Source organism: Flavobacterium sp. 316, from assembly GCF_000967805.1.
GTDB lineage: Bacteria > Bacteroidota > Bacteroidia > Flavobacteriales > Flavobacteriaceae > Flavobacterium > Flavobacterium sediminilitoris.
In genome coordinates, this window is sequence record NZ_JYGZ01000005.1 from 316,593 (window position 1) to 330,550 (window position 13,958).

Annotated in this window: 15 protein-coding genes and 2 tRNA genes; 8 read left to right on the forward strand and 9 right to left on the reverse strand. The window is 28.2% G+C overall.

All coding sequences use genetic code 11. The features are described from left to right. Nucleotides 1–5: 5 nt before the first annotated feature. The 9 genes from SY27_RS12510 to rbfA all read right to left on the reverse strand — a co-directional run bounded on the left by SY27_RS12510 (nt 6) and on the right by rbfA (nt 7,694). Nucleotides 6–1,013, reverse strand: coding sequence for a Hachiman antiphage defense system protein HamA (locus tag SY27_RS12510; RefSeq protein ID WP_045970787.1), 1,008 nt, complete (start codon nt 1,011–1,013; stop codon nt 6–8). A 103-nt stretch (nt 1,014–1,116) separates the two neighbouring features. Next, nucleotides 1,117–1,467 (reverse strand): DUF3871 family protein, encoded by a 351-nt coding sequence (locus SY27_RS19200; RefSeq protein ID WP_255350302.1) that lies wholly within the window; start codon nt 1,465–1,467, stop codon nt 1,117–1,119. A gap of 22 nt (nt 1,468–1,489) precedes the next feature. Further along, nucleotides 1,490–2,173 carry a DUF3871 family protein gene (locus SY27_RS19205; RefSeq protein WP_255350303.1) on the reverse strand — a complete coding sequence of 228 codons (684 nt, stop codon included), beginning with the start codon at nt 2,171–2,173 and terminating at the stop codon, nt 1,490–1,492. Beyond that, nucleotides 2,151–3,017 carry an AAA family ATPase gene (locus tag SY27_RS12520; RefSeq protein ID WP_045970789.1) on the reverse strand — a complete coding sequence of 289 codons (867 nt, stop codon included), beginning with the start codon at nt 3,015–3,017 and terminating at the stop codon, nt 2,151–2,153. Before SY27_RS12520 ends, SY27_RS19205 begins: the two co-directional genes overlap by 23 nt. Before the next feature lie 185 nt (nt 3,018–3,202). Beyond that, entirely contained in the window at nt 3,203–4,078 is an 876-nt protein-coding gene (locus SY27_RS12525) for a hypothetical protein (RefSeq protein WP_045970791.1), read from the reverse strand. A gap of 163 nt (nt 4,079–4,241) precedes the next feature. Continuing rightward, complete coding sequence (locus SY27_RS12530; protein WP_045970793.1) at nt 4,242–5,447, reverse strand: site-specific integrase; 1,206 nt, start codon at nt 5,445–5,447, stop codon at nt 4,242–4,244. Between the two features lie 237 nt (nt 5,448–5,684). Next, nucleotides 5,685–5,757, reverse strand: a tRNA-Met gene (locus SY27_RS12535). A gap of 334 nt (nt 5,758–6,091) precedes the next feature. Next, a complete protein-coding gene (locus SY27_RS12540) occupies nt 6,092–7,297 on the reverse strand; it encodes an ABC transporter permease (RefSeq protein ID WP_045970795.1) in 1,206 nt (401 codons plus the stop codon). Nucleotides 7,298–7,301: 4 nt separating this feature from the next. After that, entirely contained in the window at nt 7,302–7,694 is a 393-nt protein-coding gene (gene rbfA, locus SY27_RS12545) for a 30S ribosome-binding factor RbfA (protein WP_045970797.1), read from the reverse strand. 111 nt (nt 7,695–7,805) lie between these two features. On the opposite strand from rbfA, the gene mce reads away from it, so the two are divergent. The 8 genes from mce (at nt 7,806) to SY27_RS12585 (ending at nt 13,952) form a co-directional block, all read left to right on the forward strand. Further along, nucleotides 7,806–8,207 carry a methylmalonyl-CoA epimerase gene (gene mce / locus SY27_RS12550; protein ID WP_045970799.1) on the forward strand — a complete coding sequence of 134 codons (402 nt, stop codon included), beginning with the start codon at nt 7,806–7,808 and terminating at the stop codon, nt 8,205–8,207. A 58-nt stretch (nt 8,208–8,265) separates the two neighbouring features. Next, a tRNA-Ile gene (locus SY27_RS12555) sits at nt 8,266–8,339 on the forward strand. A gap of 114 nt (nt 8,340–8,453) precedes the next feature. Next, nucleotides 8,454–9,338 (forward strand): hypothetical protein, encoded by an 885-nt coding sequence (locus tag SY27_RS12560; protein WP_045970801.1) that lies wholly within the window; start codon nt 8,454–8,456, stop codon nt 9,336–9,338. 124 nt (nt 9,339–9,462) lie between these two features. Then, complete coding sequence (locus SY27_RS12565) at nt 9,463–9,759, forward strand: helix-turn-helix domain-containing protein (RefSeq protein WP_045970803.1); 297 nt, start codon at nt 9,463–9,465, stop codon at nt 9,757–9,759. A 2-nt stretch (nt 9,760–9,761) separates the two neighbouring features. Further along, nucleotides 9,762–10,655, forward strand: a complete 894-nt coding sequence (locus SY27_RS12570) for a hypothetical protein (protein ID WP_045970805.1) — start codon at nt 9,762–9,764, stop codon at nt 10,653–10,655. A gap of 69 nt (nt 10,656–10,724) precedes the next feature. Continuing rightward, nucleotides 10,725–11,957, forward strand: a complete 1,233-nt coding sequence (locus SY27_RS12575) for a site-specific integrase (RefSeq protein WP_045970806.1) — start codon at nt 10,725–10,727, stop codon at nt 11,955–11,957. A gap of 56 nt (nt 11,958–12,013) precedes the next feature. Further along, nucleotides 12,014–12,880: an AAA family ATPase gene (locus SY27_RS12580; protein ID WP_045970808.1), complete on the forward strand. Its 867-nt coding sequence runs from the start codon at nt 12,014–12,016 to the stop codon at nt 12,878–12,880. Continuing rightward, entirely contained in the window at nt 12,864–13,952 is a 1,089-nt protein-coding gene (locus SY27_RS12585) for a DUF3871 family protein (RefSeq protein ID WP_082084357.1), read from the forward strand. The genes SY27_RS12580 and SY27_RS12585 overlap by 17 nt, the downstream gene beginning before the upstream one ends. Nucleotides 13,953–13,958: the final 6 nt, after the last annotated feature.

The window sequence follows — 13,958 nt, forward strand, 5'->3', positions numbered from 1 at the left end:
TTAATTTAAATCAATTCATCCATTGTTTGATTAAAACTTTTCACACTATTTGTTGGTATTAATATGAAGTCTAAATATATTTTTTCAAGCTCAGAATACTCTTTTACTTTATTTTTTATACCATCTAATGTTTTATCTAATTTAGATTGAACATCATTATTTATTAAATTTATTAATTCCTCATTGTTTGCAGCTTTTACCATCAAGTTATTATAACCTTTAGTGTCATACATTATTAATATTGGATGAACAGCTATTTGTTTTTTAAATAATTCTGATTTAGGGTCAAGCCTGTCATAAAGTTCATCTATATCAATGTTATCAGAATCAAAGACTTTGTTTATATCTTTTTTTGCTATAAAAAACTCTAATGAGTTAAATGTTGATTGAACTTTTGGATCATAAAATCTATTAATTGAATCTAAAGCATCTTTTTTAGCACCTGAATAACTTTGCCATACCTTTGATTCTCCAATTAGATAAGCTGTATTTTTAATACCAGATGCTAAAGTATATTCCCCCATAAAAATACCATCTCCACCTTTAATTTCATCATGAACATTTGTCAAATTGGTAATTTTATGAGCTATCATTTTACAATTCAATAATGCTTCAACTATGCCAAATAATAATAGCTCACCATACTTTCCACTTTTTGAATCTGCACTTTTAGTTTTAAAAAAATTACTTGCTTGTCTATATGTCCTAACAGATACATTTTTTAAGGCAATTTCTCTCTGTTCAATATCAGTTGCTGTAGTATAATCATCAATTGTTTTATCTATTTCTCTTTGTATTTCTTTTTCAATTTCATATTTAGATTTAAAATAATCTGGCAAAATGTCAAAAAGAGATTCAGCTAGTGAGTTACTATTAACTATAGTTCCAGATGGTTTAATTGTATATAAACGTACTTTTAATTTATCATTTATATTTTTAGTATAATGATGATTAAAGTCTTTATTAAACCATTTTTTGTTAATAGAAATTAAATCACTAAAATTTATAGACATAAACCAACTGCTTAAGATATATTAACAAAAATATTAAATAAATTGAGAATCTTAAAAAAAACAATAAAACCCAGACAATAATCTTTATTGACTGGGTTCTTAATTAACTCAAAAACCAATTGTAATCTCCATTACCAATCAGTGCTTTCTGAATACCATTTGTAAAATCATAGGCATTCACATTTCTGTCAAGAAAAGTATCTATATAAGAAGATTTATTGGCTTGTGTAAAGAGATTATAAACATTCCAAAGGTTTATATCCCCTTGCTCATTTCTACAAAAGCTATCATCTTCAAAATAATCTTTTACAATGGTATTAATATGACCATCTGTAAAGTTTAAATTTGGAATCAATGCTTTATCCTTTTTTGGTAAATGTTGATATAATCTTGTTCTACCTATTAATTGAGCAAACTGAGTTTCTGTTAATGAATGTTTAGCAAACTCTTTCATTCCTAACAAATGCTTTTCAGCATTATAATTTTGGAATTACTTCTATAATTTTAGTTTGTAATTCTTGGTATGAACTTACTTTCATATCATCTACAAAACCATCACTCCAAACACATAAATTGCAGCATACTTTATTCTGAAATCCAATAAAGAACTTAAATTTTTCAAAAGTCTTTTTATTGTACAAGTTTTCTAAATTATAACTTCTAACCCCACCTATTGTAAGAGCAATCTCATTACCATTGATATTATCTACAATACTTGGAATCCTAATTATAAAAGCCATTCTTTCAAAATATTGAGTTCTTTCATGGTCTAACAAATCTTTTACATTTTTATGTATTGCTTCTGGGGTTCTGCCTTTAATTTGATGACTTACTCTGATTTCAGGTTTCTCAAAAGTATGGTGTGGAAATACTTTTAAAACTGCTTCTTGTGCAATTTCAATAAATTCCTGGTGTGAAATAGTCCTTTCATTATCCTTGCTAAACACAGGAATTATACAATCATTTTTTAAATTGTATAAATTGATTTCTTGTGTGTTAGCTTCAATAAAAGGTTTGTTTGGAAACTTTGAAATACCAGGAGTTATAACATTACCTGTTTGCGTAGTACCAGGATTTATAATATTATTAGTTTGCTTTACAGGAATTAATTTATGTGATTCCTGGTTTATTTTGGATTCAATGATGACTTGTGCTTCCATTTGTGCTGAATGATTTTGGGTTTAACAATATTTCTTTTGAATTAATAGTGTCCTTCTGAACTTTGAAGTCATATTCTAAAAGTTCTCTCCAATTGCTATATTGATTGTACAATACTTTTAATTCATCAAGATTTTTAGTGCTTTTAATCTTTTCTCTGGCATCTTGCAGATTTGTACCACTATTACACCATTCTAAAATTTTTCTTCCTGTAGCAGAATTTATGATGAATTCAGGTTTGCCCATAAACAAGCCTGTTCTGTCTTTTGAACTGACAGCAAAATGTTTAATATCTACATCAAATACAATAGTGAATTCATAATCTAACCCATCTTTTTGTACTGCTTTCAATCCTACTTTTTCAGGAATATATTTACCATCTTTTTGATTTAAAACATAATCTTGTTTGGTTCTCATTGTGGCAATTATATGAGCATCAGACTGTAAAATTTTATCTGTAAATGCTTTTTGCAATGGAGTAATTTTTGCCCAATTTGTAAATGAGTTTCCAGCTAATGAACTGTGATAATCTAAAAGATAATCCCAACAATGACTAATGCTATCTATAATTATCACTTCAATACCTGCTTTCTCACAAACATCAATTGCTTTAATATAATTGTCTGGTGTAAATGGTGGAGTTAATGTTAGTACATTATAATTACCCAAATGAGCATATAAATCAGCACTTCCATTTTCTGTATCAATAATGGCTATTTTACTAAAATCACCATTTGTCAATCCATGTGCAAGTAGTAAACTTGAATAAGTCTTACCTGAACCTGCTGAACCTTGTAAAGCCATTTTTATCTTGGCTTTCTTCCTTTCTGATTGTCTTAATTGCATAGTTTGTAAATTTTTTGGTTAAAAGTTCTTTTAATTTCCTGGTTTTAAATAGAAATAAAAAAAGCCAATCCTATTTTATTAGGATTGGCTCTGATTTTGGTCTCCATTGGAGAAAAACCTTCAATAAAAGTAACATGTTTGTTTTTTTAGATATTTAACATCCCTGGAATTTCTCCAATGAAAATCTATTGTATTTTTTTAGTAATGTGTTTTTTTTCATTAAGAACAGGCATCAAATATTTTATCATTTTAGCTTCTAAACCATTATCATCTTTTTCTTTATATATATCTGGTAATAAATCTATAATTTTATCAGGGATTAAATTGTAATAATTAATTTGCATTGGTCTATTGTCAATAAAGCTCTTTTTTAGTTCTTTTGAAACAATCCCCAGTTTTATAAATTTTCCCAAAATTTTAGTTGACCTGTCTTTTTTAATACCCACTTCTTCTAAAATCTTTTCTTTTGACCAATAGAAGGCTTTATAATCAAAGCTTTTGAACTTTATAAGTAATGCTTCAAACATAATTCTTTCATCAACTAAAAAGAAATTACTATTATAATTCTTAAACGATAATAAATTATAACTAAAAAAAGCATCATAATTAACAGGAACAAAAATCAAATCGCCATATTTCTCTACTTTTTCAATATCAATTACACATTTACTTAATGAAGTTGGTAAAAAATAATCATTAGTGCCAATCATTAAGCCATCATCTTTTGTCACTTTGTTTAAAAGATACTTTACTGACTTTCCAGATTTAAAGTTTTCTTCAAATGTCTTATTTTCATCATAAACCTCAATTTCTTCAAACCCTTCTGGAAGTCGAATATCATCCCTTTTAATCTTGTTTTTTTCTTTTTTTCTGATATGCTCAAGAGAAGTTTGCATAGCAATATCATCATTAGTCATAGAAGGATTTATACTTAAAAAATACTTTTTTAAAAACTCTGGTTCAGACTCACAAATAATATCATAGTAGTCCTCTTTGGTTGGATTTTGTTTTTTGAAGTTATCCATAACTTCTTCTTCTGAAATTAAGAAAATGTTTTCCATATAGTATAACATTTAAAATTAGTGAAGGCTGAATAACCTTCAAGGTAAATTCTAAAAAACTCGATTATAGAAAACTCAGAAGTTCAGTATTATTAATTTGGAAAGGTGGTTTTCCTTTAACTGAACCTCTGCAAAGGTAAAACTAAAATGGAAATATTTTAAATTATTTTAGTTTTTTTTGAAGTAAACCTATTTGCTCACTAACTTTTTTCTGAATTACTTTAGCATAGTGTTCTTGTGTAGTAGATATTTTTGAATGCCCTAAAAGTTCTGAAACAACTTCTATTGGAACATCATTGTAAAGCAATACAGTTGTAGCAAAAGTTTTCCTTGCAATGTGATGAGTTAATTTCTTTTCAATACCTATAATCTCAGCTATTTCTTTCAAATAAGAATTGAATTTTTGATTACTAATTACAGGTAATAGTCTTTTATCATCCTGGTATTTTTCAATTATTGAAATGGCTTTAGGTAGTAATGGAATTGAAAATTGCCTTTTTGTCTTTTGTCTGAACATATCTATCCAGAGTTTACCATCAAACTTATTTACCAAATGCTTTTGATTTAAAACAGACATTTCTTGATAAGGCAAGCCAGTATAACAACAGAATACAAACATATCTCTAACTTGCTCTAATCTCTTCTGTGAAAACTTATGATTTTCTAATTTATAAAGTTCCTTAGAAGTTAAATAGGTTATTGTATTGATTACTTTTTTAGGTTTATAAAGTAAAAATGGGTCAGTGACAATAAAACCTTTTGAAATAGCCAATTTAATTATTTTCCTAACTCTTTGAATGCTTTTATTGATTGTAATCTGCTTAAACTTCTTTTCTGTTTTTAAGTAATAATCAAAATCATTTAGAAACTTTAATGAAATATCTTCTAAAAGAATATTTTTCTTTTTTAATTTAAAGAATAGAAAATCAATTATATGCTGTTTAGCTTCAACAAATTTTGAGAATGTAGATTTTGTGTATTCAATACCAATTAATTTTTCCATCCTTGAATTATGTAAATCAAAAGTTTCAATTAAGGTTTTAGATGGTTTAATATCTTCCCCTTTGTATTTTAAATAAATATCTTCTACATCAAATTGTTCTTTTTGAACTTGTAGAAATAAAAAAGCCTGATTAATTTCTTGTTTAATCAGGCTCAATTGAGTATTTATTTGCTTGTGCTTAGTGTCATTTGGAATTGCTTTTTGTAATGAGCTTTCCCAATTTTCAGGATTTATAAATAATCCAGTAGAGAAAACTTTCCTAATTCCATTAAAAGTGATTCTACACCTAATAGGTGCTTCATCTTTTGTATTAATCCTGGTCTTATTTAATAAAAACAGAATTTTAATTACTGTTGAACTTTTCATAGATATTGGATTTATGTGTGCCTGATGTTTTGTTAATATGTACCCAATTGTGTACCTGGCTAAAAAATGAGTAATCCTATAAGTGTACCCAAATAATAAAAATGTGTACCTTATTGTAACCTCAAAAATTGAAAAATTGAAATTGTAATAGAGATACAGATTTATTGTAAATCCTTATATAATAGGTAAGTTAACCACATAAAAAAAGAGAACCAATTTCTTGATTCTCTTACCTTGTAGCGGGAACAGGACTCGAACCTGTGACCTTCGGGTTATGAGCCCGACGAGCTGCCTACTGCTCTATCCCGCGATTTGTGAGTGCAAATTTACAATGTTTATTGGAATAAACAAGTCTTTTTTAAAAAATAATAATGATTTATTTCTTCTGTTCTGCCTTTTACAAAATAAATGATACATAAAGACAGCTTTTAAATATTTACAATAAAACTACATTAATGGGCGCTCTTGCTCTAGTGTGCGTGTTAAAGAGCTTGATTTTTAAATCTTAATTATCTTTTTTATAAAAGTTGTTTAGTTTTAAAATGAGTTAATTAAAGAATTTATTGAGTGTTACAATAATAAAAGATCAAAAAAATCAGTGAAATTTTATCTACTGGTTTATTGTAAAAATTGTCAATCTATTTTTAAGATGACTCAAAAATTTCTTTATTTACTCTGCCAGAAGCAATCCATGAGGATGTTATGCCAAGTGAGATAATAGTTAATACAACTATAATTATGTTTTCTATTTTAAATAAAACAGGATAGGCAATGCTTTGAGATATCATTAAAAGTGAAAATTCTTGTTGAATGATGATTAGGATGCTGCCAATTAATATGCCGAAAAAAAGACCAAAAGAGGTGATAATTATTCCTTGAATGAAGAATATTTTTCTAATTTCTTTAAAAGTTAAGCCTATGTTGTATAAAGTATATATGTTTTCTTTTTTGTCGATAATAATCATTACGATAGCTCCAGCTAAACAAAATAAAGTTAAAATCACTACAAGGGTGCTAAATAAATAGATGAATAAATTTTCAGAATTTAACATTTTGTATAAAGAATCGTTTAATTGTGCTTTGGTTTTTATTTTCACATTGTTTTTGAAAATAACATTTAATTCTTCAATTATTTTTTCTTCTGGAATATTTTTGGATGCTTTTAGTTCTATGCTAGTGATTTGGTTTTGTTTGAATCCAAATAAATTTTGCGCAACTAGAATATCGCAATAAACATATTTACTGTCAACATCTTCGTTTATGTTGAAAATTCCTGTTGGTTGAAGTTTGGAAATATTAAAAGCATTTTCGTTATTTTCAATTAATCCTTTACCAGGTTTTGGTGAATAAATATCTAAGGAGTTTGTGAAATCAAATAGTCCTAAAGATAATCTTCTTGATATTTCTGCTCCGACAATTGCTTGATTTGTATTTGGTTCTAGCCAGTTTCCTACATATAGATATTTGTCTATAGAGCTTACTTTTGTAAATATGCTATCAACTCCTTTTATTGTGGCTATTTGTTCTTTGTTGCTATAGCTGAATAATACTCGGTCTTGAACTATTTTGCTGTAATTTGTGATTGAATTGCTTTCTTTTAATTTAAGTTCTTCTTCTTGAGTGATGAAAAAAGATTTTCCGTTTATGGCTTCAATTGTAAAATCGGGATCTGAAGAATTACTATAGCTGAGTGTGAATTCTTTTAAGCCACTAAATACGGAAAGAAAAATAAATAGTGCCATTGCGCTAGCAATAATAGCTACTGTTGCTATTATGGTTATGATGTTTATTGTAGAGTTTTTGCTAAAACTTACTGCGTATCTTTTTGCTATGTAGAATGGGAAATTCAATGATTTATGATTTCTTTCTCTTGTCTAGTAAATCAGGGTTTAAGACAGGGTTTTCTTTTCCGCTTAGGGCGTCGTCGATTTTTTCAATATAATCTAAGCTATCATCAATGTAGAAAATTAGATTTGGAACTTTTCTTAATTGATTTTTTACGCGTTGGGATAGATCATGCTTAATTAAAGGTGTGTTTGTTTTTATTGCATTTAAGATTTCTCCTGCTTTTTCCGTTGGGAAAACACTTAAAAAAACTTTAGCTATAGATAAATCTGAAGTTACATTAACTTTTGAAACTGAAATCACTAAATTACTTACTCCGTTTTTTCTTATTTCTCCTTGAAGAATGTCAACAAGGTCTTTTTGTAATAATGTGCCTATTTTTTTTTGTCTGTTCGTTTCCATTTTGCAAAAATACGTAATAATGTTATAAACTAAATAGAATTATTTTTTTAGAGTAAAACTTTTTGTTATTTTGTGTTTAATTAAGTTTTTAATGTTTCTAAAACAGAAATAATGCGAAAAATTGAACATATAGGTATAGCTGTAAAAGACTTGGAAGTCTCTAATTTGATTTTTGAAAAGCTTCTAGGGGTATCGTCATATAAAGAAGAAGTGGTAGAAGGGGAAGGGGTTAAAACTTCTTTTTTTGAGAATGGACCTAATAAAATCGAATTGTTACAAGCGATTAGAGAGGATAGTCCAATAGCTAAATTTATTGAAAAAAAAGGAGAAGGGATTCATCATATAGCTTTTGATGTTGAAAATATTTTACTCGAAATTGAAAGATTGAAAAAAGAAGGATTTGTTGTTTTGAATGAATTGCCGAAGAAAGGTGCTGATAATAAGTTGGTTGCTTTTCTTCATCCTAAAAGTACAAATGGAGTTTTGATAGAACTTTGTCAAGAAATAAAATAAAAACATAAAAAATGTTGCATTGAATAAAAAATAGTAGTAATATTGCAACCTCAAAACTGGTCCTATAGCTCAGTTGGTTAGAGCACCTGACTCATAATCAGGTGGTCCCTGGTTCGAGCCCAGGTGGGACCACTAGGAAAATAAAAGCCTCACAGAGATGTGAGGCTTTTTTTTATGTACTTGGGTTAAACATAGGTTAAACATTTTTACTTTCTTTGTATTTCTTTGTATTTCTAAAACCGTTTTATGCAATCTAAAAGCACACCTCTTTCATTCTATTTTGACATGTTATTTGTCAACAATATTCAATCTGTAAAAGACACTTTTATTGGTAATGCAACTTTACAGAAAAATGGATATTCTTACATTCAAGAACATGGTTATTTTATGAAAGAAGAAATGGTAGAAGATGATGGAAATATGCCAATTTTTGTAACTGATATTATTGAAAGAAAAGATTTTTTAGAACAGTTATTAAATTTTGAGAATACCTTCATTTATAAAAAAATCCAAGATGAAATTTTAGAAGTAGTAGCTGAACAAGAAAAAGCTACTTATTTAATAAATGTTTACAATGACATACAAGTACTTTTAAAACGTGTGCTGAAACTTGAAGATGGTGATGTAAAGTTAGTTGAAGAAAAACTTATTGAAATTATAAGTAATTTAAAAGACAGATATTCTCAACTTATAACGTATCACAATGCTTTTAGGTATCTAATAAATGAATCAGATGCAACATTCTTTAAAAGCAAAAATTTAAAGTATTCTTTTTATAAAGAATTGTATGAGTTGGCTTATACGTTATATTTGATCGATGATGTTGAAATTGATGAGCAAGATTTTATAGAGGCTTTCATTTCTCCAACGCCCAAAATACTTGAAAATAAAATTAGATTCACTGAGAGTAATTATCTTGTAGCTTACTTTTTAGAATCTTTAAAACCGTTTTTTAATGGTTTTACTCATTCTGCTATTGAAAAAAGTGAAGTATTCTTAAACAAGCAAAACAAACCACTAAAAAGCAATGACATTTATGCTTCTTTATCAAGAGGAAAAAATAAAAATGAATCTGAAAAATCCAAAATTGACAAACACATTTTAAAACTTAAAAACGAGTATTTAGAATAACCTTACATTATACCTTACACTTTACCTTAACCCTTTGTTACACTATGGAAACAAAGGGTTTTTTGTTGCTTTTCTTTGTCTCATTATTAACAAGGATAGTCGACTATCCATAACATTTAAAGTTATGGAATTTATCCAAAATGAATTAAAAGAGATTAAAGAATTGCTGAAAAAACAAATTATTCAGCAGAAAGAATTTTTAACAGTTGGTGAAACAGCATATTTTTTAGGTGTTTCTCCTTCTAGAGTTCACAAAATTACGAGTAATAAAGAAATTGCTCATCACAAGCCTGGTGGCAAGGTAATTTATTTTAAACGTAAAGATTTAGAAGATTGGATTCTTAGTGGTAGGGTTGCATCTATTAATGATATAGATGATGAGTTGGATAACTACTTAGGTAGAACTAACAAAAAAGTCTAGTCATGATAGATTATGTTAGACAATACTACCTAGATAAAGACAAGATTGAATCTTTTGTTACTGATAAAGAAAATTTTGAGGAATTGTACACTGTTTTAGAATACCATTCAGGAGAAATTAGCTATCCATTTACTGCAAACATTGGTAGTATGGAAATTAGAATCAATGATAAATTGGTGTCTGTTATGAATTCTATACACAAGTTGTACAATGAGTTAAAAGAAAATAAAAGTCATAACCATAATGATTTTTCCTATTCAGCAATTTGTGAAACAATAGATTACTTGGGAAGCAAGCTAGTAGATTTAAGAAAAACACGATTAACACAGTTAGAGTTTGGTTTAAATATCAGATTACCAATGCCAGCAGAATTTGTTATTAAGGAGAATATCAGTTTACACAAGCTAGAAATTCATAATCATAATGAGCAATTTAATGGTAGAGGTGAGTACAAACAGTTTAACCATTATAACTACTATTTCAAGATTTACGACAAAGCAAAGCAATTCAATCTAAATGAAAATGTTATCAGATTTGAGATTAAGTATAAGCGGAATAAAGGTTTTAACCCATTAGGTGCTTTTAATATTTATGATTTAAAAAACAAACAAGTATTAAAAGCTCTGTTTGGAGATATGTTGAAAAGGTTTGATGAGCTTACCATCATAGACAACATACCTTCAGACTCAACAATATCTGTTGAAGATAGAAAAAGCCTAGAAAGTTATTTAAGTTTTAATTTCTGGGACAAACTTTCACTTAGAGGGAATAGAAATATAAAAAGTATAGAAGTAAAAAAGTTTGAAAAATTGTTGGTTAAAAACGATTTACTAAAAACAAAGACTTTTTTAAGAGCAAGTTTAATCAAAAAGTTTAATGAATTACTAGATAGTTAACAAAAAAGGAATGACAAATTCCTTAGTTATTATATCAGGAATTTGTCATTAACCATAAATACAGAAAACATGGCAAGTATAAAAATATTATTAAGAAATAAACCCAATAAGGAAGGTCAGTACCCTGTGGTTTTAAAAATCATTAAGGAAAGACAAATTAAGGTAATTACGCTAGGAATTAGTTGTTTGAAAAAAGATTGGGATGCAGCAAATAGTCAGTTTAAAAAAAGCGAAAAAAATCACATTCAAAGAAATAGAGTCTTACTTAAAAAGAAGGAAGAAGCTTTAAAGATAATTGATAATTTCTATTTAGATGAAATTGACTTTACACTAAATCAATTTGAAGAAAAGTTTAGAGGTAGAAAATCATCAAAAATTACAGTTTCACAATTTTGGTTAGAAAAAATTGATGATTTTAATACTGCTGGAAGAACAAGTAATGCAAAGGTGTACAAAGATGTTTACAATTCATTTTACAAGTTTAGTAAAAATAAGAGTTTAGTTTTTAGAGAGATAACACCTAATTCTTTAGATAAATATGAAACTTTTTTAAGAGGAAATAATAATTCTAATGGAGGTATTGGAATAAAAATGAGAACCATTAGAGCACTTTACAATTATGCTATAAAAAGCGGAATTGTAGATGTAAAATATTATCCATTTAATGATTTTAAAATTTCAAAATTTAAAGCAAAAGGAATAAAAAAGGCATTAAGAAGAGAAGATATGAGACTTATGGAAAATGTTGATACTACTAAATATCCACATTTAACCAATACTAGAAACTACTTGGTTTTTAGCTACTACATGGGTGGTATGAACTTTATAGACATAATGAAGTTAAAATGGAGCAATATAGAAGGAGAGGTAATTCATTACACGCGTTCTAAAACTAAAGGAAGATTTAAAGTTAAAATGCTAGAGCCAGTCAAGCAGATTATAAACTACTATAAAAATCAAAACAGAGCATCAGACTATGTTTTTCCCATTTTACTAAAAGATGAATTAACACCAATGCAGATAGAAAACAGGAAGCATAAAACCTTGAGAAGATACAATAAACAATTAAAAGAAATTGCGAAAATTCAAGGTCTGAGTGAGAATGTTACCTCTTATGTAATCAGACATAGTTTTGCAACCAATTTAAAATTTGCAGGTATTTCATCTGACCTTATTGGTCAATCAATGGGACATACAGATGTTAGTATTACCAATTCTTATCTAAAAGAGTTTGATGATGAGGTTATTGATAACGCAATGAAAAAACTTTTAGAAGAACCACAATTTCAATATGCTTCTTAAATCGTACTGTAAAATGAAGCTATTCACATAAATATTAACTATTAAACATAAAAACGATGAATTTAAGACAATCAGAAAGAAAGAAGGCTAAGATAAAACTAGCTTTACAAGGTTCAGCAGGCTCAGGTAAAACCTATTCAAGTTTACTATTAGCACAAGGATTAACCAATAACAATTTGGCTAAAGTTGCAATTATTGACACAGAAAATGGAAGTGCTGATTTGTATGCTCATTTAGGTAATTACAATGTACTTTCATTAACTCCACCTTTTACACCTCAAAAATTTGTAGAAGCTATTGAGGTATGTGAAAAAGCAGGAATGGAGTGCATCATATTAGACAGCATAAGCCATTGTTGGGATTACTTGTTAGATTACCACAGTTCTTTAGCGGGAAATTCATTTACAAATTGGGCTAAAATCAAACCTTTAGAAAAGCTATTTGTAGATAAAATACTCCAATCTCCAACTCATATTATAGCAACTATGAGAACAAAACAAGATTATGTTTTGCAACAAAAAGATGGAAAATTCATACCAGAAAAAGTAGGGTTAAAAGCAGTACAAAGAGATGGAATGGATTACGAATTTACTCTAGTTTTTGATATAGATATTAAGCATTACGCAGTTTCAAGCAAAGACAGAACAGGCTTGTTTATGGATAAGCCAGAGTTTAAAATTGCAGCTCATACAGGGAAAAAGATTTTAGATTGGTGTAATTCTGGAAGTACAGAAACTCAAATGAATGCAAGAGAAATGTCAGATAAAATAAATTGTGCTTTGTCGGTTTCAGAACTTACAAAATTGTACAATGATAATCCAACATTTCAAGAAGCTTTTAAACCTCAATTTCATACTAAAAAATTACAATTAGAAGCATTAATTAACCCTCAAAATTTCTCAACAAATGGAAAGCATCATTAAACCAGCAACACCAGAAGAAGCTTTTGAATTAGAGCTTAAACCTGTATTTTCTACTACTGTAATAAGTAATGAAGATGATAATGTAATTAACATTATTGAGCCTACTCAACACATAGAATTAGAAAGTAAGTTAAATACAGAAACTTCAACGTATGAAGCCAAACCTTTTATTGTTGCAAATACCCAAGAAGTTGCTTTAAGGCAGTTAAAAAATGATTGCATTATTCCTGTTTTTAGCAAGGATAATGAAAAGACTATAGCACACCAAGAGTTTATAGAATTAGCCCAAGATTGTGTTTCAAAAGTGTTTCCACATCAAATTATTGCAAGTCCAGAAATTAGAGTTTCTCATCAAATTAAAGGCAGAACTCCAGATGCCATTTACAAAAATGCAAAAGAACTGTTAGACCATGAAAAAACCCAGTATTTTGAGAGAATGGCATTTGTAATTAAAATTCCAAGCATTACAGATACAATAAATGGTAATACAGTTGCTCTTACTATTGGAGGAGTTAGGAGCTACAATTTAGAAAACCTCTATAATAAAAAATCTATGGAAAAGTTTAAATTTTTTGTGGGTTTCCAAAACCAAGTATGTATGAATTTATGTGTTTGGAGTGATGGATTTGTAGATGACTTGCGTGTGAGTTCCTACCATGAATTACAGGATAAAATGATGCAAGTGTTACAAAATTATGATGCAGAGAATCATCTTAATAGCATGAAGGTATTGGCTAATCATAGCATTACAGAACAACAATTTGCACAAATTTTAGGTAAAACAAGGTTGTACCAACATTTGCCAAAAAGTGAAAAATTAAGAATTCCACAAATGCAGTTTAATGATAGTCATATTAACACTATTGCTAAAGATTATTATGAAGATGAAAGCTTTAGTAGAGATGAACAAGGCAACATTAACCTTTGGCAACTGTATAACTTATTTACACAAGCTAATAAAAGCAGTTATATAGATACTTTTCTTGACAGGAATGTGAATGCTTTTGATTTTACACAAGGTATTCAGAAAGCACTAATTGGTAATGGAGATTACCATTGGTTTTTGGGTTGAGAAGAA

Coding starts and splice junctions, on each gene's coding strand:
- SY27_RS12510 (WP_045970787.1), bottom strand. CDS start 1,013: ATGTCTATAAATTTTAGTGATTTAATTTCTATTAACAAAAAATGGTTT.
- SY27_RS19200 (WP_255350302.1), bottom strand. CDS start 1,467: ATGAAAGAGTTTGCTAAACATTCATTAACAGAAACTCAGTTTGCTCAA.
- SY27_RS19205 (WP_255350303.1), bottom strand. CDS start 2,173: ATGGAAGCACAAGTCATCATTGAATCCAAAATAAACCAGGAATCACAT.
- SY27_RS12520 (WP_045970789.1), bottom strand. CDS start 3,017: ATGCAATTAAGACAATCAGAAAGGAAGAAAGCCAAGATAAAAATGGCT.
- SY27_RS12525 (WP_045970791.1), bottom strand. CDS start 4,078: ATGGAAAACATTTTCTTAATTTCAGAAGAAGAAGTTATGGATAACTTC.
- SY27_RS12530 (WP_045970793.1), bottom strand. CDS start 5,447: ATGAAAAGTTCAACAGTAATTAAAATTCTGTTTTTATTAAATAAGACC.
- rbfA (WP_045970797.1), bottom strand. CDS start 7,694: ATGGAAACGAACAGACAAAAAAAAATAGGCACATTATTACAAAAAGAC.
- mce (WP_045970799.1), top strand. CDS start 7,806: ATGCGAAAAATTGAACATATAGGTATAGCTGTAAAAGACTTGGAAGTC.
- SY27_RS12560 (WP_045970801.1), top strand. CDS start 8,454: ATGCAATCTAAAAGCACACCTCTTTCATTCTATTTTGACATGTTATTT.
- SY27_RS12565 (WP_045970803.1), top strand. CDS start 9,463: ATGGAATTTATCCAAAATGAATTAAAAGAGATTAAAGAATTGCTGAAA.
- SY27_RS12570 (WP_045970805.1), top strand. CDS start 9,762: ATGATAGATTATGTTAGACAATACTACCTAGATAAAGACAAGATTGAA.
- SY27_RS12575 (WP_045970806.1), top strand. CDS start 10,725: ATGGCAAGTATAAAAATATTATTAAGAAATAAACCCAATAAGGAAGGT.
- SY27_RS12580 (WP_045970808.1), top strand. CDS start 12,014: ATGAATTTAAGACAATCAGAAAGAAAGAAGGCTAAGATAAAACTAGCT.
- SY27_RS12585 (WP_082084357.1), top strand. CDS start 12,864: ATGGAAAGCATCATTAAACCAGCAACACCAGAAGAAGCTTTTGAATTA.